Source organism: Marivita sp., from assembly GCF_022763305.1.
In the GTDB taxonomy this organism is placed as follows: Bacteria; Pseudomonadota; Alphaproteobacteria; order Rhodobacterales; family Rhodobacteraceae; genus Marivita.
In genome coordinates, this window is sequence record NZ_JALEGT010000067.1 from 75,864 (window position 1) to 93,904 (window position 18,041).

The 18,041-nt window shown below is 61.6% G+C and carries 18 protein-coding genes; 5 read left to right on the top strand and 13 right to left on the bottom strand.

Features of this window, described 5'->3' with window-relative positions:
* Positions 1 to 56 precede the first annotated feature (56 nt).
* From MRY75_RS13505 to MRY75_RS13550, 10 genes are all read right to left on the bottom strand, one after another.
* On the bottom strand, positions 57 to 1,058 hold the full coding sequence (locus MRY75_RS13505) for a tripartite tricarboxylate transporter substrate-binding protein (protein WP_292308535.1): 1,002 nt from the start codon (positions 1,056 to 1,058) through the stop codon (positions 57 to 59).
* 78 nt (positions 1,059 to 1,136) lie between these two features.
* Positions 1,137 to 1,922 carry a sulfite exporter TauE/SafE family protein gene (locus MRY75_RS13510; protein ID WP_292308536.1) on the bottom strand — a complete coding sequence of 262 codons (786 nt, stop codon included), beginning with the start codon at positions 1,920 to 1,922 and terminating at the stop codon, positions 1,137 to 1,139.
* A gap of 1 nt (position 1,923) precedes the next feature.
* Positions 1,924 to 2,916: a 4,5-dihydroxyphthalate decarboxylase gene (locus MRY75_RS13515; RefSeq protein WP_292308537.1), complete on the bottom strand. Its 993-nt coding sequence runs from the start codon at positions 2,914 to 2,916 to the stop codon at positions 1,924 to 1,926.
* Between the two features lie 22 nt (positions 2,917 to 2,938).
* On the bottom strand, positions 2,939 to 3,370 hold the full coding sequence (locus MRY75_RS13520; protein WP_366934932.1) for an ABC transporter permease subunit: 432 nt from the start codon (positions 3,368 to 3,370) through the stop codon (positions 2,939 to 2,941).
* A 176-nt stretch (positions 3,371 to 3,546) separates the two neighbouring features.
* Positions 3,547 to 4,575, bottom strand: coding sequence for an IS110 family transposase (locus tag MRY75_RS13525; protein WP_292308538.1), 1,029 nt, complete (start codon positions 4,573 to 4,575; stop codon positions 3,547 to 3,549).
* A 14-nt stretch (positions 4,576 to 4,589) separates the two neighbouring features.
* Complete coding sequence (locus tag MRY75_RS13530) at positions 4,590 to 5,084, bottom strand: ABC transporter permease (RefSeq protein ID WP_292308539.1); 495 nt, start codon at positions 5,082 to 5,084, stop codon at positions 4,590 to 4,592.
* Positions 5,085 to 5,094: 10 nt separating this feature from the next.
* Positions 5,095 to 5,895: an ABC transporter ATP-binding protein gene (locus MRY75_RS13535; RefSeq protein ID WP_292308554.1), complete on the bottom strand. Its 801-nt coding sequence runs from the start codon at positions 5,893 to 5,895 to the stop codon at positions 5,095 to 5,097.
* Positions 5,882 to 6,643 carry an ABC transporter permease gene (locus MRY75_RS13540; protein WP_292308540.1) on the bottom strand — a complete coding sequence of 254 codons (762 nt, stop codon included), beginning with the start codon at positions 6,641 to 6,643 and terminating at the stop codon, positions 5,882 to 5,884. Before MRY75_RS13540 ends, MRY75_RS13535 begins: the two co-directional genes overlap by 14 nt.
* Before the next feature lie 72 nt (positions 6,644 to 6,715).
* Positions 6,716 to 7,693: an ABC transporter substrate-binding protein gene (locus tag MRY75_RS13545; protein WP_292308541.1), complete on the bottom strand. Its 978-nt coding sequence runs from the start codon at positions 7,691 to 7,693 to the stop codon at positions 6,716 to 6,718.
* A gap of 82 nt (positions 7,694 to 7,775) precedes the next feature.
* Positions 7,776 to 8,465, bottom strand: coding sequence for an FCD domain-containing protein (locus MRY75_RS13550; protein ID WP_292308542.1), 690 nt, complete (start codon positions 8,463 to 8,465; stop codon positions 7,776 to 7,778).
* A 179-nt stretch (positions 8,466 to 8,644) separates the two neighbouring features.
* Between MRY75_RS13550 and MRY75_RS13555 the strand changes: the two genes are divergently transcribed.
* From MRY75_RS13555 to MRY75_RS13570, 4 genes are all read left to right on the top strand, one after another.
* Complete coding sequence (locus MRY75_RS13555; RefSeq protein WP_292308543.1) at positions 8,645 to 9,331, top strand: fumarylacetoacetate hydrolase family protein; 687 nt, start codon at positions 8,645 to 8,647, stop codon at positions 9,329 to 9,331.
* Positions 9,332 to 9,493: 162 nt separating this feature from the next.
* The gene (locus MRY75_RS13560; RefSeq protein ID WP_292308544.1) at positions 9,494 to 10,429 is read left to right on the top strand and encodes a dihydrodipicolinate synthase family protein; all 936 of its coding nucleotides are present in this window, start codon (positions 9,494 to 9,496) and stop codon (positions 10,427 to 10,429) included.
* Positions 10,430 to 10,443: 14 nt separating this feature from the next.
* Positions 10,444 to 11,892 carry a dihydropyrimidinase gene (hydA, locus tag MRY75_RS13565; protein WP_292308545.1) on the top strand — a complete coding sequence of 483 codons (1,449 nt, stop codon included), beginning with the start codon at positions 10,444 to 10,446 and terminating at the stop codon, positions 11,890 to 11,892.
* A complete protein-coding gene (locus tag MRY75_RS13570) occupies positions 11,889 to 12,539 on the top strand; it encodes an aspartate/glutamate racemase family protein (RefSeq protein ID WP_292308546.1) in 651 nt (216 codons plus the stop codon). Before hydA ends, MRY75_RS13570 begins: the two co-directional genes overlap by 4 nt.
* A gap of 13 nt (positions 12,540 to 12,552) precedes the next feature.
* Here MRY75_RS13570 and MRY75_RS13575 read toward each other — a convergent pair whose 3' ends face one another.
* From MRY75_RS13575 to MRY75_RS13585, 3 genes are all read right to left on the bottom strand, one after another.
* Complete coding sequence (locus tag MRY75_RS13575) at positions 12,553 to 13,638, bottom strand: hybrid-cluster NAD(P)-dependent oxidoreductase (RefSeq protein ID WP_292308547.1); 1,086 nt, start codon at positions 13,636 to 13,638, stop codon at positions 12,553 to 12,555.
* A gap of 3 nt (positions 13,639 to 13,641) precedes the next feature.
* Positions 13,642 to 14,883 carry an aromatic ring-hydroxylating dioxygenase subunit alpha gene (locus tag MRY75_RS13580; protein ID WP_292308548.1) on the bottom strand — a complete coding sequence of 414 codons (1,242 nt, stop codon included), beginning with the start codon at positions 14,881 to 14,883 and terminating at the stop codon, positions 13,642 to 13,644.
* Between the two features lie 247 nt (positions 14,884 to 15,130).
* Positions 15,131 to 17,176, bottom strand: coding sequence for an NADH:flavin oxidoreductase (locus MRY75_RS13585; protein ID WP_292308549.1), 2,046 nt, complete (start codon positions 17,174 to 17,176; stop codon positions 15,131 to 15,133).
* 115 nt (positions 17,177 to 17,291) lie between these two features.
* Here MRY75_RS13585 and MRY75_RS13590 point away from each other — a divergent pair, with 115 nt between their 5' ends.
* A complete protein-coding gene (locus MRY75_RS13590; protein WP_292308550.1) occupies positions 17,292 to 17,927 on the top strand; it encodes a TetR/AcrR family transcriptional regulator in 636 nt (211 codons plus the stop codon).
* Positions 17,928 to 18,041 lie beyond the last annotated feature (114 nt).

Consider the following 18,041-nt stretch of genomic DNA (forward strand, 5'->3'; position numbering starts at 1 on the left):
GGGGTCCGGAACGGATCGGCAGGCGCGGTTGCGCTGCCGATCCGGAGTTCTTGGAATTACGCGCCGCTGAGCAGCGACTTGTAGCGCGCGCCCAGTTCGAGCATCGCGGCCTTCTCGGCCTCGCATTCCTCGACCCCTGCGTAGACGAGGTACTCGGGCTGCCCCTTGGAGGCGATGTAGGCTTCCATCAGGGCCGGGTCTTCGTGGGTTTCCTTGAAGGTCCGGGTCAGCACCTCGAAGCGGTCCGGATAATCGTCCACCGCCTTCTTGTGGATGCCGAAGGCACGGGTGGACAGCATTTCCGGCAGGTCCATATCGTAGGCGTCATTGATGCTCGGGGCATTGTCGAGCGCCTCACCGACGATGTTGTTGCCGAAGACCAGAAGCGTTTTCACCGCATCGCCCGCCGCGATCACGGAACCCGATGTGAGGACCGAGAAATCGACCTCGCCGGTGACGGCACCGGCGACGGTGCCCTTTCCGCCCTGCAGCGGGATCAGGTTGAAATCCAGCCCCAGCTTGTCGCCCAGAGCCAGAAGCCCGATCGACGCCGGGTGCGCCATGCGGCTGGTGCCGACATTGAGCTTGCGGGTCTTGGCCGCCGCAATGATGTCATCCATCGTCTGAAGCGGGCTTTCCGCACCCACGAACAGACAACAGGGGTCTTTGTCGACCTGTCCGAAATAGATGTAGTCGTTGATGTCAAAGCTGGGGGCCTGCATTGCCCAATTCAGCACTTCCGGCCCGATATTGCCGAAAAGCAGGTTGTAGGCATCTGGCTCGGCCTTGCCCATGTAGATCTCGTATCCCACGCGGCCGGATGCGCCCGGATAGAAGCTGGGTTCGAATTCAACACCAAGGCGGGTTTTCCACACGCTCGAGAACGCGCGGAAGTTGCGGTCTGCGCCGCCGCCTTCAGCGGTCGGGATATAGACGTTGAAGTTTCGTTCGGGGAAGGTGTTCGCCCGCAAGAGGCCCGGTGTGGCGAGGGTCATCGTTGCGGCAGCGGCACCTGTTCCCAGCAGGGTCCGGCGGGTGATCATCGGTTTCATGGACATGGTTTCCTCCCGTTTTCATGGTCCAGTTCACACGCGCTGTGGGTGGTCCTCCGCAGGGGCGCGCTGTCTTCCTGCGGGTCAGTCTTGTCCTCCTGTCGTCAGCTGAGGCGCATTCGTGAAAAAGATGTCGACGGCCCCGGCATAGATGAGCCGCGCCGCCAGTAGCGTCAGTATGGCGTTGAGCACGATCCGGAAGCGCCGGTCGTCGATCCTCGCCAGCATCACACGCCCGGCCAGCGTGCCCAGCACCCCGGCGGCGATCAGCAGAACGATCAGCCCGGCCCAGATGCTGAAGGCGAAGCCCAGAATGCCGAAGGCCACGGTCTTGAGCAGGTGCTGCAACGTCATGAACATCGCGTGGGTCGCGACATGGGCATGACGTTCAAGGTCCTGCGCCTTGACATAGGTGGCCACGAACGGCCCGGTGCCGCCGAAGAACATGGTCAGAAAGCTGGAAAACACGCCCGTCACCACACCGGATTGCCGTAGGAACGCGGGCGGTTTGGCGATGACGGACCACAGGATGAAAAGGCCCACGCCGATCTGAATCCACCCTGGTTCAAGCTGCACCACAACAGAGCCGCCAAGGATGATCCCGATCACTGCCCCAAGCGCGAACGGACCCAGCAGGTCGAACCGCATATAGCGCGTCATGATGGCCGCGCGCCCGGCGTTCGAACCCAGTTGCACCAGACCGTGTACCGGAACGATTGCAGACGCAGGCAGCAGCGTCGCCAGTACTGCCAGCATCACCGCACCGCCGCCGATGCCAAAGGCAATCGTGATGAAGGAGCTGGCAAAGCTGACGGCGAGCAATGCGCTTGCGGTCGGCCATCCCAATCCTGCGTGCCACATCTCCATCATCTCAGGTGTCCAGAACCGACGAATGAAACAGCGCTTCAGGAGCAACCGGTCCAGCGGCAAGGTGCTGGTCCAGCGAATAGCGGCAAATCGCGTCGATCTCGGCCATGTTGGCGTTGCAGCCATAGCTCCAATAATCTGGGCCCATGCTGGCCAGCGTCCGTTCCATCGCGGAATTGAGCCAGGGCAGGGTCATGCGGTTGGCGTTGCCAAGCCAGACCGACCGCAGCCGTGCCATGGCCATGTCCCGCGATTGCACGAAGGCGTCATAGAGCGCGCGCGGCAGTTCGGGATATTGCTCGGCCACGGATTTGCGGATGCCGATCAGATGCATGATCGGGAAGAAGCCGGTCTTGGCGTGATAGGCTTGTTCGGCCGCCTCGAAATCGGGGATCAGGCGAACAAGGTCGGGGTTTCCGTCCAAGAACGCCTGCGGTGGCTTTGGAGCCAACAGCCCGTCGATTTCCCCGCGCAGGAGCATGTCCTGAAGCGTGTCGCCTTCGGTGATCGGCTCGACCACCATGCCTTCGGGCAGCGCCAGTTCCAGCCGCTCGCGGCGCACACCTTCATCCAGGGCGCCGGTGCGCCAGTGGATTTGGTCGCAGGCCACGCCGTATTCATCCGCCAGAATACCTCGCATCCAGAGTGCTGCGGTCATCTGGTATTCCGGCACGCCGATCCGGCGGCCCGCGAAATCCGCCGGGCTTTCGATGCCGGAACCCGCGCGGGCAAAGAACCCGCTGTGCCGGAAAGCGCGGCTGACGAAGGCAGGGATCGCCGTATAGTCCGACCCGCCGCGCGACAATTGCAGCACATAGCTCGACACCGACATCTCGGTGATGTCGAACCGTGCCTCCTGAACCGCCCAGGGGAACAGCTTGGAGGTCGGGTGGATGTGGCTTTCCAGCGTGACACCCGGCACCGTGACGCGCCCGTCGTGCAGCGCCATCACGCGGTCGTGGTCCCAGGTGGCCAATGTCAGGGTCAGGTGACTCACGCGGTTTCTGCCTCCATTCCGATCACCGCTTGGCCGCGTAGTAGGACACGCGCCGTTCGAGATAGGCGAGGAACTCCGAGATCGTGAAAGCAAGTGCGAAGAGCACGATCAGCACGGCCCAGAAATGCCCCATCAGGAAGTTGGCAGAATAGAGTTCGAACAGGGCGCCAAACCCCACGATCGAGATCAGAAGCTGGCCGATGATCACGCCTTTCACCGCCCGGATGATGCCGATCCGCACACCGCCGAGGATCTCGGGCAGGGCGGCCCAGAAATAGATCTTGAAGAAGGCGTCCGTGGGCGATGCACCGAAACTCCGCGCCATTTCGATCAGGGACCTGTTGATCTGTCGAACTTCTTTGGTTGCCGCCCGTGGTGCAAGAGTTTTTCTGACTGTTTGTGCGTGTGATCGATTGCGTGCTTCTTTCAGGCCTATACTAAGCGGCGTTTCCAGAAGCCGCGGCCGGTATGGTGATCAGCAGATTAGGGCCAAATCTCCGGGAAGAGCTCGTGGCTCTAAGTTCGACTATGGGTTTCCCAATCCAGATCTATTCGATCGTTGCGCCCATTCAGGTCATAACTCTCTCACACTCCCCTTGGCACCGACACTTGCAGTTTATGGCATGAGGCTCATGCCGCACCCACCAGTGCCGGATCTCTATAATCCTGGCTCTTCGTCAGCATCGCCCAGATCTGGCGCGCCATCTTGTTGGCCAGCGTGATGCCGACTAGCATTTTCGGTTTTGCAGCTACTTTCCTGCCAAGCCAGCTGTCGTCTGGAATGGTATGCCGCGCACGGCCAACAATCCGTGACATTGCCCCGATGATCAAAAGCCGCCGGATATCGGCTTGACCCATTTTGGACATCTTTCCCAATCGGCTCTTTCCGCCTGTCGAGTTTTGGAGCGGCACCAGTCCCAGCCAGGCTGCAAAGTCACGACCGCAGGAGAATTGCGCCATGTCAGGGGCAAACGCTTCCACCGCCAGTGCTGTTATCGGACCGACACCCGGCATGGTTTGGAGTCGCCTGGCGACATCACTCTCTTTTGCGAGTTCCTTGATGAGCGTTTTCTTCGCGTTGATGCGCTCGGTCTTCTCAGCAATTTGCGCCAGCAGGTCCTGGCACTCCGTCACGACAAGGGTCGGCAGGTCGCAATGTGGGTTCTGAAGAAGCTCCTCGATCTTTTTCAGATGTGCGATGCCCACCGGGAAAACATGACCGTATTCGTAAAGGGCAGACCTCAGAGCGTTCACCAACTCCGTACGCTGATGCACAAGTCGTTCCCGCGTACGAAAGACCACCGCACGCGCTTGTTGATCTTCTGATTTCACCGTAGCGAACCTCATGTCCGGCCGCTGTGCAGCCACAACGATCGCCTCAGCGTCATTCCTGTCATTTTTATGGCGCTTGACGAATGGCTTCACGTATTGCGCTGGAATAATCCGAGCATCATGACCAAGTGCCAGCATCTCGCGTGACCAGTAGTGGGCGCTTCCGCAGGCTTCAAAAACAACAACGCATTCAGGAACGTCGGACATGTAGCGCCGAAACTGGTCCGGCGTCAGCTTCTTGCGATCTTTCACTTCCCCCGTCATCGACGCGACGTGAAGATGAAAAACGCGCTTTGCCAAATCTACCCCGATCATTGTATCTTTCATGATGTCGTCCTTCTTCATTTCTGTGGTCTTAACCTCCACAAATGTTGGCACGTTGATGCCTCTCGGGGAAGGGCGGCAACCATACCATCTCCGGCGCGGGAGTTCAGGATGATGATCCAGATCGCGAACAGCGTGGTGGTGATGATGATCGACTTCATGCCGAAGCCGAACAGCACCATCAGAACCGGCACGAGTGCCGTCAACGGTGCGCTGAGGAACACGTTGACCCAAGGCAGCAGCAATTCGTCCAGGAGGCGACTTTTGCCCATCAGGATACCGGTCGGAATGCCGATCACGATTGCAAAGAACACGCCCGCAAGAAAGGCATACGCGGTTTCGAAAAGCGCCTTCTGGAACGACGCGGTGCCGAGGATTTCAAACAGGGTTCCCAGAACCTCGCTCAAGGGTGGCACAAAGAAGGTCACGCCCAGTTGGCCAACGATCTCCCAGAGCAGTCCCCAGAGCAGCAGCGAGGACATTCCGGGAAGGCGGTATCCGAACAGTATCATCGCGCCCGCCTCATTCCACGTAGCTTCTAAGCGAGGCCCAGATTTGATCCACGATATCAAGGTATTCCGGGTCGCGGCGAATGTTGTCGACACCCTTGTTCCGGAAGCTTGTCGGGCGGATGATCTCGGACACGCGGCTGGGGCGCGGCAGCAGGATCGCGATCTGGTCGGATACGTAGACCGCCTCTTCGATGGAATGTGTCACGAAGATGAAGGTCTTGTTCTCGTTCTGCACAAGCTGCAGCAGATCTTCCTGAAACTTGCGCCGGGTCTGCTCATCGACAGCCGAAAACGGCTCGTCCATCAGCAGCACTTCGGCATCGACGGCAAGAGCGCGGGCCAGACCAACGCGCTGGCGCATCCCGCCGGACAATTCGTGCGGATAGCTGTTCTCAAAGCCGGCCAGACCGACTTCCTTGATGTATTTCTCGGCCCGTGCTTCGCGCTCTGACGCGGCAACGCCCCGCATTTCGAGGCCAAAGGCCACGTTCCGAAGCACGGTCGCCCAGGGCAACAGCGCAAAGTCCTGAAACACGAAGGCACGGTCCGGGCCAGGGCCGGTGACGCGTTTGCCATTGACCTCGATTTCACCCGATGTCGGTTCCAGAAGACCTGCGATGATCTTGAGCAAGGTCGTCTTGCCACAGCCCGACGGACCCAACAGCGATGTCAGCTGCCCGCGCGGAAACTCCAGTGACATGTTGCGCAGGGCTTCGACCTCTCCATAGTTCTTGGAGATGTTGCGGGCCGAGACCGCGCTTTCGTACCCGGCGGCCGCCGCTGGCGTGATCTTTTCCTTAGTTTGAGACATAGTCACGTTGGTTTCCTTTGAAGAGGGTGGTCTCGACCTTTTCGAGCAGGTTGAGGAACAGCACCGCCAGCAGGATGATCGAGAAGATCGCGGCATACATGCTGGGATAATCCGCAATCGACCGGCTGTAGGTGATGATGTCGCCCACACCTGTGGGGGTAATCTTCAGCTCGGACAGGATCGCCCCGATGAAACCCGCCGAAATACCCAGACGCAGGCCTGCAAAGATCACGGGGGATGCGGCGGGAATGATGATCCTCAGGATGATGGCGGTTTCGGATGCAAGGAAAGAGCGTCCCATTTCCTTGAACGATTCCGGTGTGTTGCGGACCGCTCCTGATGTGTTCAGAACGATCACTGGCATCGCCATGATGCACACGACCAGCACCTTTGAGGTGAGCCCGATGCCGTAGGCGAGAACCAGAAGCGGTATGAGCGCGGCCAGCGGGGCAGCCTGCATGACGATGAAGATCGGCGAGAACAGCCAGTCGAACGTGCTGCTGAGTCCCACCCAAAGGCCGATGGCAATGCCCAGAACGGCAGAGATTGCGACCCCGATGGCGAGCGGTTTCAACGTTTCGGCATAGGCGTCGAAGATCGACCCATCCAGCGTCATCGCCAGCAGCGCACTCATGGAGTCGAGGAAGGTCGGGAATGCGAAACTGACGGGCACGCGGCCCGCGATTTCCCACGCGCCGAACAGGATCACGGCCGAGAGCAGTTTCAGAAGCAAGGCACGGTTCGGCATCGAACGGTCTCTTTCCGGTGACAGGGCAGGGTGTCGCTGCGCGGTCGCTCCGCGCAGCAACGGTGCTCGGGATCAGTTCATCGCGGCGTCAAGCGGCGCGAGATACCAGAAATCCTCGATGTTGAGCTCATCCGGCGACCCTTCGAGCTGACCTGCCGCCGAGTACCATTCCATGTCGGCCATTGCCGCCTTGCGGCCACCACCGTTCGGGTCATAGAGCCCACCCTCGACCGCATCGCGGTAGAAGTCGTCCAGCTGACCCAGGATCTCGGCGGGCAGCTGCCCGATCGGGCCATCGGGATCGGTTTCCCGGCGGATTATGGTGGGGTCCTTGGCCATGTCCTGCCAGACACTGACAAGGGCATTCACGAAGATCGCCACGTCTTCCTCGTTCTGCTGAATCCAGTCCAGGTTGCCGAACAGCGCCTCGTCACTGGCGTCCACGTCGAACATCTCGAGCACGTTGAAGTTTTCACCAGCTTCGCTGCGCATCAGTTTGTTCTTGTTGGACAAGTCAATAATGGTGGCATCCGCACGACCGCCCAGAAGGGCAGCCACCCGATTGGACGACCCGGGTACGTAGGACCGCTCGCCAAAGGTGATGCCGACGCGGTCTTCGATCACGTTCGCAATGGAATCCGTACCGCCACCACGGGAATGCAGCAGGATCGGCTCGCCGTTCAGATCTTCGAGAGAGCTGTATTTCTTGGTCGTGACCGGAAAGAACTTGAGTTTTGACAGCTGGAAGATGATCCGCAGCGGGGCCTTGGAACGCTGCATTGCCGCATATGGCGTGCCGAACCCGATATCCATCTGGCCGCTCAGCACCGACTGAATGGCGAGTTCCTCGTCCGAGAAGGCTGTCCATTCGTAGTCCAGACCATTGGCCTTGGCCCGATCAAGCGCGACGAAGAACGCGGCAAGTTCGTCCGACGGGGTCTCCGCAAGCGCGATGCGGATTTTCTCGGCCTGCGCCGGACCGGCCGTCAGGCCGATGGTGGCTGGCAGAACCACTGCCGCAACCGCGGCGGCTTTCAGAAATCGAAACATGTCTCTCCTCCCTGAGATCATTTGGATCGTCGTCTGTGCGGGCGGTTTTGTTCTTGTTGTCCCGCGAAACTTGCTCGTGTTGTCACCCCTCTCCGAAGAGCCGTGCGGACACGGAACCCAGATGCGCGCGCATCGCCTCCTGCGCGGATTTGGGATCACGCGCTTCGATGGCAGCGACGATGGCGTCATGTTCGGCAAAGCTGGAATGGGTGCGCGGCGGGCGGTCCGAACTGCGCACCACCATGTTCCAGGCCACCGCGCGCCGCACCGCGTTCAGATGATCGAACAGCGAGAGCAGCAGCACGTTGTCGGTTGCCTCGGCGAGATTGCGATGAAAATTGTCGTCCTGCGCCTCGTACTCATCCCAGGTCGGAGCCTCGGTCGCGCGGTCGCGGGATTGCTTCAGCCTCTGCACCGCATCTTCGGACGCATGCAGCGCCGCCTCGCGGGCGATGGCAGGCTCCAGTGACAGGCGCGCGCGCATCAGCTGGACCGGTGTCACCTGCTGGCTGAGCGTCTTGAGGTTGCTGGGACCCGAGGTGACATTGGGCGAGGCGATGAAGGTGCCTTTGCCCACGTGCCGCCAGATCATCCCTTCATGCTCCAGCGAATCGAGTGCGCGGCGCAGGCGGGCACGCGTCACATCAAGCCGGACGATCAGGTCTCGCTCGGATTCGAGCCGGTCGCCAGGCTTGTAGCCGCCTTCCGCGATATAGGCGCGCAGCTTTGCTACCACGTCATCCGCATCCACCGCGACCGAATTCATCAACATGCTTGGGCCTCATATTGGTCGACCAATTTTCACCCTTTCGGGCGTATTTGGGAAAATCTAAGCCCATATTGGGCGATCAATCAATGATTTTTCTTGCAATTGGTCGCCCAACCCAGATTGATTTACGAATGGTGCTGGGCTAATCCACCCCAACGGCTAGAGAAAATCCGGAGAACCGCATGACCCAATACGCAATCGAAACACCGCCTGTCGTGGCCCTTCCCGTAGCTGGACAGGAGGCGATGTTCCCGGTCCGCCGCATCTACTGCATCGGGCGAAACTACGCCGCCCATGCCATCGAGATGGGTCATGATCCGGACCGTGAAGACCCGTTCTTCTTTCAGAAAAACGCCAACAATCTCAGCACGTCAGACAGCTTTCCTTACCCTCCGCACACATCCGATGTGCATCATGAAGCCGAGATGCTGGTGGCATTGAAAACCGGTGGTACGAACATTCCGGTGTCGTCGGCGCTCGACCATGTCTACGGCTACGGGCTGGCGCTCGACATGACACGCCGCGACCTTCAGGGAATCGCCAAGAAAGCGGGCCGTCCCTGGGAAATCGGCAAGGCGTTCGAACAGTCCGCCCCCTGCGGACCGATTCACCGAGTTGAAGAGGTGGGTCATCCCGATCAGGGCCGGGTGGAGCTCAAGGTCAATGGCGAGGTGCGCCAGGAAGGCGATCTGAACCAGATGATCTGGAAAGTCCCGGAAATGATCTCGTACCTGTCCGAATATTTCGAACTGGCGCCTGGCGACGTGATCCTGTCTGGCACGCCGTCCGGCGTGGGGCCGGTGGTCAAGGGTGACACGATGGAGATGTCGATCGAAGGGCTGGGATCGCTGACGGTCACCGTCGGCTGATCGGGGAGCACATCGACAGACCGGCCGCCCGGTCCCGGACCTGCCGGGGCCGGGCGGTTTCGTGTCGGCCCCATGACAATCCGGTCGCGCGGCCCGGCGCGGGCCGCTATCATTCCAGCGAAGCACGGCATCAGACCGATCACACAGACAGGGAGAGCACATATGGTCCAGAAAATCGACCGGACCTCCGAAGGCGTTTTCATCATCGCGGCAACACCTTTTGCCGAGGATGGCGCGCTGGATTTGGACAGCACCGACCGGATGGTGGATTTCTACCTCGACTGCGGTGTCACCGGCATGACCATCCTCGGCATCATGGGCGAAGCGCCGAAACTCTCGGGTGAGGAGTCGGCGCAGTTTGCCCGGCATGTTCTTGACCGTGTTGCGGGCCGTGTGCCTGTGGTGGTGGGCGTATCCGGTGCCGGATTGGACAACATGGCGCGGCTGTCGCACAGCGTGATGGAGGCGGGTGCCGCGGGTGTGATGGTCGCACCGATGCCGGGGCTGGGGACCGAGGTCAAACTGCGGGGCTACTTCGCGCAGGTCTGCGACGCGTTGGGACCGGAAGTGCCGGTTTGTGTGCAGGACTACCCGCAGACCACCGGTGTGCAATTCAGCGTCGAGACGATCCTGCAACTGACCCGCGACCACGACCAGATCGTCATGCTGAAGCACGAGGATTGGCCGGGGCTGAACAAGCTGTCGCGCGTGCGGGCCGAAAGCGGCACGGCCGATACTCCGCGCCTGTCGATCCTGACGGGCAACGCCGCACTTTTCCTGCCGCAGGAACTGGCGCGGGGCGCGGACGGGGCGATGACCGGCTTTGCCTACCCCGAGATGCTGGTTCAGGTGGTCGAACGGCACAAGGCGGGGGATGTGGACGGGGCGGAGGACCTGTTCGACGCCTATCTGCCGATGGTCCGCTACGAACAGCAGCTTGGCATCGGCCTTGCCATCCGCAAGGAAATCCTGCACCGGCGCGGCGTGCTGGCCGCCCCCAAGGTGCGCGCGCCGGGGCCGTCCATGACCAAGGCCGACCACGCCGAACTGACGCGGTTGATGGAGCGGCTGGAGCGCAAGCTGGCGGAACTGGGTTAAGGGGGAAAAGGACCATGCAGCATGATCTGGTGATCAAGGGCGGCACACTCGCCACCGCGTCCGAGACCTTCCGCGCGGATCTGGGTATCAGGGACGGCAAGATCGCGACACTGGGCCATGACCTGAGCGGCGACGATGTGATCGACGCCACCGGCAAGCTGGTCCTGCCCGGCGGGATCGAGGCGCATTGCCATATCGCGCAGGAAAGCGGCATGGGGCTCATGACCTCGGATGATTACGAATCCGGGTCGATCTCGGCCGCGTTCGGGGGCAATTCCTGTTTCGTTCCCTTTGCGGCGCAGAAACCGGGGCAGAGCGTGGCCGACACGCTGGCCACCTATGACGGTCGCGCGGCCCCCAAATCGGTGATCGACTATTCCTACCACCTGATCCTGACCGATCCGAACCCGTCGGTTCTCGAGGAACTGCCGGGCGTGTTTGACCGGGGCATCACTTCGTTCAAGGTCTTCATGACCTACGCCACCCGCGTCAGCGATGCGCAGTTTCTCGACATCCTGACCGTCGCGCGGCGGCATGGTGGGCTGACCATGGTGCACGCTGAAAACCACGACATGCTGACATGGATGGCCTCCGCCCTGGCGGACAACGGCTATACCGACCCCAAATACCACGCCCCCGCGCGCCCCGGTCTGGCCGAGGAAGAGGCGATCAACCGCGCGATCAGCCTGTCCAAGCTGACCAATGCGCCGCTGATGATCGTGCATGTCTCCACGCCGAAAGGTGCGGAACTGGTGGCGAATGCGCGGGCGGATGGGGCCTATGTCTTTGGCGAAACCTGCCCGCAATACCTTTTCCTGACAAAACACGATCTGGACCGTCCGGGCATGGAAGGCGCGAAATACATCTGTTCGCCGCCTCTGCGCGACACCCACACGCAAGAGGTGCTCTGGCGGCACATCGCGCGCGGTACGTTCAGCGTCGTGTCTTCCGACCATGCGCCGTTCCGGTATGACGACACGGGCAAGTTCTCGAACGGACGGGACGTGGATTTCCGCAAGATCGCCAATGGCATGCCGGGGATCGAGATGCGCCTGCCCTTGATGTTCTCGGAAGGGGTGGTGAAGGGCAGGATCAACCTCAACCAATTCGTCGCGCTGTCCTCGACCAACGCCGCGCGGCTCTATGGCATGCACCCAACCAAGGGGACTCTGGCGATTGGCGCGGATGCCGACATTGCGATTTGGGACCCGACCGAAACCCGCATCGCGGGCGAGATGCACGACGCGATGGACTATAACCCGTTCGAAGGGATGGAAGTCACTGGCTGGCCTGTAACGGTGCTCACCCGTGGACGGCGGATCGTGGATCAGGGCGCTCTGGTCGCCAAACCCGGCGACGGGGCGTTCGTGAAACGCGGGCGCAGCGATCTGTCGGGTCTGACGGGCACGCACCTGCCGGAAACCGACCCGGCCACCAATTTCGGCGCGGAGATCCTGAAATGACCGCACCCATCGTGGTCATCAATCCGAACTCCAATCAGGCGGTGACCGATGGTCTGAGCGACGCGCTGGCCGCGTTCAGCCTGCAAGGTGGTCCAACCATCGAATGCCTGACCTTGACGGAAGGCCCGTTCGGCATCGAAAGCCAGCGCGATTCCGACAGCGTGATCCTGCCGCTGGCCAAGCTCATGCAATCGCGCCCGGATGCGGGGGCGTTTGTGATTGCCTGCTATTCCGATCCCGGTCTCGACACCTGCCGGTCGGTGGTGCCGCAGCCGGTGTTCGGCATTCAGGAAAGCGGCGTGCTGACCGCGATGGTGCGGGCGGATCGGTTCGGGATCATCGCGCTGGCCGATGGATCGATCCCGCGTCACCGGCGCTACATGGCGCGGATGCAGGTTCTGGACCGCTTCGCGGCCGAGGTCGCGATCAACACGAGCGTCGATGACAGCGCACGCGGGGACGGCACGTTTGCGAAACTGGTTGAGGCAGGCGCAACGCTCGAGGCACATGGGGCAGGCGTTGTGATCCTGGGCTGTGCCGGAATGGCCCGGCACCGCCGCCCGTTGGAGGCGGAGCTGGGAATTCCGGTGATCGACCCGGTTCAGGCGGCGGTGACCATGGCGCTGGGTGTCCTGCTGGCGGGCTGAAGCGTCCGCAGGGTCAGATGTCCACCTCGACCGCGCCGATGGGCTTCGAGCAACAGGCGAGGATATAGCCACTCTCGATATCCTCTTCCGAGATCCCGCCGTTGTGCACCATGTGCACCTCGCCCGACGTCTTGCGGATCTTGCACGTGCCGCAGACGCCGAACGTACAGCCCGACGGAATGACGATCCCCGCGCCACGGGCGACGGCAAGAACGGTATCGGTCTCAAGGCAGTCTGCCGTCACGTCGGATCGGGCGAAGGCGACACTGGCGGTGGCGCTGTCATCGGGGATGACGTCGTCATGTTCGGGAAGCTGCTCTTCCTTCTTGACCGGGGCGACAAAGCTTTCCTGATGGTAGCGGTCCATGTCGTAGCCCAGACCGATCAGCATCTCGCGCACCGCGTCCATGAAGGGCTCGGGCCCACAGCAGTAGATTTCGCGCTCCAGATAATCACCCGCGATCAGACCGATCATCAGCTGGTTGAGCCGCCCGCGAAAGCCGGTCCAGACGCGGTAGGGGTCGTCTTCCTCGACAATGAAGAACAGCTTTATCGACGGCACACGGCTGGCCATCTGTTCGAGCCGCTGGCGGCAGATGATGTCCTGCGGGCGCTGCGCGCAGTTGACGAAGACCACGTCCACATCGGTGCCCCGGTCGTAGAGATATGTGGTCATCGACAGCGATGGCGTGATGCCGGACCCGGCTGAGAGGAAGAGATACTTCTTCTTGGTCGACCGGGGCAGGGTGAAGATGCCCGCCGGTCCCGTCGCCTTGATCTGCATCCCGGGCTTGAGGTGATCCAGCATCCAGCGCGTGCCGATGCTGCCAGGCTGCGCCTTGACCGTGACACCAATCGTCAGCGGGCGCGACGGTGAGGACGAAATCGTGTAGGTCTTCCACAGCGTGCCGCCGGGCACCGGCAGTTCCAGCGTCAGGAATTGCCCGGGTTCATAGCGGAACTGCTTGCCGGACGGCGAGACAAAGCTGAACGTCGCCGTGTTCGGTGCCTCGGGCACCACGGCGCAGCAGACCAGCGGTTCTCCGTCGGTCCAGATTCCCGCATCTTCCGAGGCTTTGAGATCAACATCCAGGGCCATGGCCTACTCCGCCGCCATCGGGGTTGCGCCGCCGGTGATCGCCCGGATCATCGTGTCCGCGTACCAGTTGGTGAACTGGATATTGCCGCCCTCATGTGTCGGCGAATACGGCCCCGGTGTATAGGCCGGCGACTGGATGCCGCGCTGGTTGTTCTCGACCACCTCGCGGTCCTCGTCATTGGTGGCCATCCACACTTCGGTCAGGCGCTTGAGGTCGTAATCCTGCCCCTCGACCGCGTCCTTGTGGACCAGCCATTTGGTGCAGACCTCGGTTTCCATCGCGCTGATCGGCGTGACGCGGAAGACAAGGCTGTGATCCGACAGGAAATGGTTCCAGCAGCCGGGGTACTTGTACTTGAGAAGCGACCCGGCATCCTTGAACGGGATCGACGAGTTCGGCTTGGTCACGGCGACCTTGCCATCCATCGTGTAGCTTTCGCCCTTGTCGAGAAGCGGCGTGCGCACATAGCGCCAATCCCCAAGCGGTGATTCCAGAAACTCCGACGGGGCGCCCACCGCTTCGCAGCGGGTGATGTGGTTTGATGCCACTTCGGACAGCACGCCGGAATTGTCCGACCCGATATAGCGCGGATCTTCGGGGAAGGTGCGGCAGAGCGACGGGTGGTTGCCCGAACAGTGATAGCACTCGCGGTTGTTCTCCCACACCAGCTTCCAGTTGCCATGTTCGATGATGGTGCTTTCGAACGCGACCTTGGAGTTCTCCAGATCATGCGGCGCAAGATAGCGGGCGGTTTGCGCGACAAACTCGGTGATGTCGGGCGCGTCATCCGCAAGGCAGATATAGACAAGCCCCGACAGGTTGCGGCAATGCACCTGCTTCAGACCGTGCTGCGAGGGGTCGAACTCCGGCCCCATGTCCCGCGCCCAGAGAAGCTTGCCGTCCAGCTCGTAGGTCCACTGGTGATATGGGCAGACCAGCTTGGGATTCGATCCCTTTTTCGACTTGCACAGAACCGACCCGCGATGGCGGCAGGAATTGTGGAAGGCGCGGATCTCGTTGTCGTTGCCGCGCACGATCACGACCGAATAGGCCCCGATGTCGTGGACGACGTAGTTGCCCGGCTTCGGGATCTCGCAGGAGGGCAGCACGAACAGCCATTCGCGGTACCAGATCCCCGCCATGTCGGCCTGAAAGACACCCGGATCGCAATAGAGATCCTGCGCCAGCGAATAGGCAGGTTTGCGACGCATCAACGTGGACAGAACATCAGCTTCGCGAAGCATGGGACACCTCTGATTGGTCACGCGCCACAGGGCGGTGGGAGGAAATGACAAGGGCCGGGGCCCGGTTCTCTAGATCGCGCAATCGCACGCAATTTCCGCTGCCACGTCATGATTTGCGACGCAGCGAAACCGGTTTGCGACCGGCGTTTCGATGCACCTCGCGCGGCGTCGGTTTCACGCCGCGATGAGGCGCAAACGCGCCGCAGGATACGTTGAAACCCGCCTGAAATTTGAGCATCACCGCGCCTCAGATATCCTTGACCAGGCGCAGCGCGTCATAGATCGCGGCGTGGGTGTTGCGCGCGCTGACCGCGTCACCGATGCGGAACAGCTGGAACGTGCCGGTCTCGTTGCGGGCCACCCCCTGCGGCTGACCTGCGATGAGCGCGTCATAGTCCACAGCTCCGCCGTTGGACGACAATGGTTTGAGAGCGAAATACAGATCGTCCAGCGGCATCGTGCCGTAGTTCACCACCACCTGATCATATGTCTTTTCGCTGGTGTGATCGCTGTAGTCGGTGCCGATCACGGCCTTCAGGCGGTTGCCGTCCCGCTGCACGTCCTTGAGTCGCCGTGTGACGGTAAAGGTCACGTCCTTGTCCTGCAGCGCGCGCATGTAGGGCACGAGGTTCATCGCCATCACATCCGGCGCAAAGGTGCGGTCGGGCGTCATGATCTCGACGGTGCTGCCCGCATTGGCGGCCACTTCAGCGGCCATGAGGCCGGGGTGGTCGCCCGTTTCGTCATAAATCAGGACCGACTGGCCGGGCTTCACATCGCCCGCGATGATGTCCCAGGACGAGACCACGAGGTCAGAGTCGCGCCGGCTTTCGAACAGCTCGGTATTGGGCAGGCCACCCGTGGCGACGATCACGACATCGGGGTTGAGTCCGGTCACATCCTCCGCCTCGGCCCATGTGTTGAAGCGGAACTCCACATCGCGGGCCGCGCATTGCGACATGCGCCAGTCGATGATGCCGATCATCTCGCGGCGGCGAGGGTTCTGCGCGGTAAGCCGCACCTGACCGCCAGCATCGGGCTGCGCCTCGAACACGGTCACATCGTGCCCACGCTCGGCCGCCACCCGCGCGGCCTCAAGCCCCGCCGGACCAGCGCCCACGATCACCACCTTCTTGCGAGTTGCGGCAGGTGTGATCTCGTGCGGCATGGTCAATTCGCGGCCCGTCGCGGCGTTGTGGATGCAGAGCGCCTCACCGGCGGCATAGATGCGATCCAGACAGTAAGTCGCGCCAACGCAGGGTCGGATGTCATCCTCGCGCCCTTCGATGATCTTTGTCACGATATGCGGATCAGCCATATGGGCGCGGGTCATGCCGACCATGTCCAGAAGCCCCGCCTGCACGGCATGCCGTGCCGTGGCCACATCGGGGATGCGCGCAGCATGGAAGGTGGGCATGCCGGTCGCAGCACGAACGGCGCCTGCGAAATCCAGATGCGGCGCGCTTTTCATGCCCTGCACCGGAATCACGTCAGTCATGGCTGGATCGGTGTGTATACGGCCCCGGATCACGTTCAGGAAATCCACCATGCCGGTGGCTGCCAGCCGTTTCGAGATCTCGATCCCTTCCTCGGGTGTGATCCCGCCCGCCTCGGCCTCGTCGGCGGTGTAGCGGACGCCGATGATGAATTCATCACCCACGCGCTTTCGGACACCCGCCAGCACGTCGAGAAGCAGCTTCATCCGGCTGTCGAGCGTCTGCCCGCCATACGGTCCGTCCAGATCATTGGTCAGCGGCGACCAGAACTGATCGAGCAGATGGCCGTAGACCTGCAATTCGATCCCGTCCATGCCACCTTCCTTCATCCGCTCTGTGGCATCGGCGAAATCGGCGATGATGCGTTCGATATCCCAATCCTCGGCCAGCTTGGGGAACGCCCGGTGCGCGGGTTCGCGGTGTTTGGACGACGAGACGGACGGCAACCAGTTGCCCTTGTTCCATGTCGTGCGCCGCCCCAAGTGCGTGAGCTGGATCATCACCGCGCAGCCGTGATCGTGGCAGGCATCGGTGAGTTGACGGATATAGGGCACCACCTCGTCCTTGTAGGCGAGGATGTTGTTGAACACCGGCGGGCTGTCCTTGGACACGGCCGCCGATCCCGCCGTCATGGCCAAGGCCACCCCTGCCTTGGCGCGTTCCGCATGATAGGCCGCATAGCGCGCCTTCGGCATCCCGTCCTCGGGATAGGCCGGTTCGTGACTGGTTGTCATGATACGGTTGCGCAGCGTCAGATGCTTGAGCTGATAGGGCTGAAGAAGAGGATCGGTCGACATGGGGGCTCCGCGCGGTTTGGCACAGCGTTGCGCTGAATGTTCATACCTGTAAAGTTTATGTTCACCTATGACCATTTTGCTTGTCGGCGGCGACATCCGCGCGTAGACCTGCGACATGGCAGAGGCATCAGATCTCGACGAAAAGACAAAAGGCTGGCGTGGCTCACGCGAGGTCTGGCTGGCTGCGGCGCGCGAGGCCTTTCTCGATTCCGGGATCGACGCCGTCAAAATTCAACCGCTCGCCAACCGCCTGGGCCTCTCGCGCACCAGTTTCTACTGGTTCTTCGAAGACCGTGACGCGGTGCTGCAGGCGCTGCTGGATGATTGGGATCAGACCAACACGCGGCGTCTTCTGGACAGCTGCGACGCCTTTGCCGAAACGATCGCCGAAGCCGCGCTCAACGTGATTGCCGTGTTCCTGCCGGGCGGCGGATTCGAACCGCGACTCGACCTCGCGGTGCGCGGCTGGGCACACCAGTCCGACAGCGTCGCGGCCATCGTGAACGCAACGGACGACCGGAGGCTGTCGGCCATGCGCGCGATGTTCGCGCGGTTCGGATATCCACCCGGCGAAGCGGATGTGCGCGCACGGACGATGTACCTGGTCCAGATCGGTTATATTTCGATGCAGGTGCAGGAAGACTTGGCGCTGCGCCTCACGCGAATCCCGGATTACGTCAAAACCTTCACCGCTCAGGCGCCGACGCAAAGCGAACTCGACAGGTTCCGATCGCGGATCGGACTGGCTTGATCGTCAACCGGACCTGATTTCGGAAGTGTGAACGCCAAAACCGTCCAAGACCGCATGTCGCGATTTATGCTGACTATATGCTGTCTTGGGGATTTTTGGCTCCGGCGGTAGGGA

What these genes read in the sequence shown, in the direction of transcription:
- MRY75_RS13505 (WP_292308535.1), bottom strand. Translation starts at nt 1,058, where the DNA reads ATGTCCATGAAACCGATGATCACCCGCCGGACCCTGCTGGGAACAGGT.
- MRY75_RS13510 (WP_292308536.1), bottom strand. Translation starts at nt 1,922, where the DNA reads ATGATGGAGATGTGGCACGCAGGATTGGGATGGCCGACCGCAAGCGCA.
- MRY75_RS13525 (WP_292308538.1), bottom strand. Translation starts at nt 4,575, where the DNA reads ATGAAAGATACAATGATCGGGGTAGATTTGGCAAAGCGCGTTTTTCAT.
- MRY75_RS13530 (WP_292308539.1), bottom strand. Translation starts at nt 5,084, where the DNA reads ATGATACTGTTCGGATACCGCCTTCCCGGAATGTCCTCGCTGCTGCTC.
- MRY75_RS13535 (WP_292308554.1), bottom strand. Translation starts at nt 5,895, where the DNA reads ATGTCTCAAACTAAGGAAAAGATCACGCCAGCGGCGGCCGCCGGGTAC.
- MRY75_RS13540 (WP_292308540.1), bottom strand. Translation starts at nt 6,643, where the DNA reads ATGCCGAACCGTGCCTTGCTTCTGAAACTGCTCTCGGCCGTGATCCTG.
- MRY75_RS13545 (WP_292308541.1), bottom strand. Translation starts at nt 7,693, where the DNA reads ATGTTTCGATTTCTGAAAGCCGCCGCGGTTGCGGCAGTGGTTCTGCCA.
- MRY75_RS13550 (WP_292308542.1), bottom strand. Translation starts at nt 8,465, where the DNA reads ATGTTGATGAATTCGGTCGCGGTGGATGCGGATGACGTGGTAGCAAAG.
- MRY75_RS13555 (WP_292308543.1), top strand. Translation starts at nt 8,645, where the DNA reads ATGACCCAATACGCAATCGAAACACCGCCTGTCGTGGCCCTTCCCGTA.
- MRY75_RS13560 (WP_292308544.1), top strand. Translation starts at nt 9,494, where the DNA reads ATGGTCCAGAAAATCGACCGGACCTCCGAAGGCGTTTTCATCATCGCG.
- hydA (WP_292308545.1), top strand. Translation starts at nt 10,444, where the DNA reads ATGCAGCATGATCTGGTGATCAAGGGCGGCACACTCGCCACCGCGTCC.
- MRY75_RS13570 (WP_292308546.1), top strand. Translation starts at nt 11,889, where the DNA reads ATGACCGCACCCATCGTGGTCATCAATCCGAACTCCAATCAGGCGGTG.
- MRY75_RS13575 (WP_292308547.1), bottom strand. Translation starts at nt 13,638, where the DNA reads ATGGCCCTGGATGTTGATCTCAAAGCCTCGGAAGATGCGGGAATCTGG.
- MRY75_RS13580 (WP_292308548.1), bottom strand. Translation starts at nt 14,883, where the DNA reads ATGCTTCGCGAAGCTGATGTTCTGTCCACGTTGATGCGTCGCAAACCT.
- MRY75_RS13585 (WP_292308549.1), bottom strand. Translation starts at nt 17,176, where the DNA reads ATGTCGACCGATCCTCTTCTTCAGCCCTATCAGCTCAAGCATCTGACG.
- MRY75_RS13590 (WP_292308550.1), top strand. Translation starts at nt 17,292, where the DNA reads ATGGCAGAGGCATCAGATCTCGACGAAAAGACAAAAGGCTGGCGTGGC.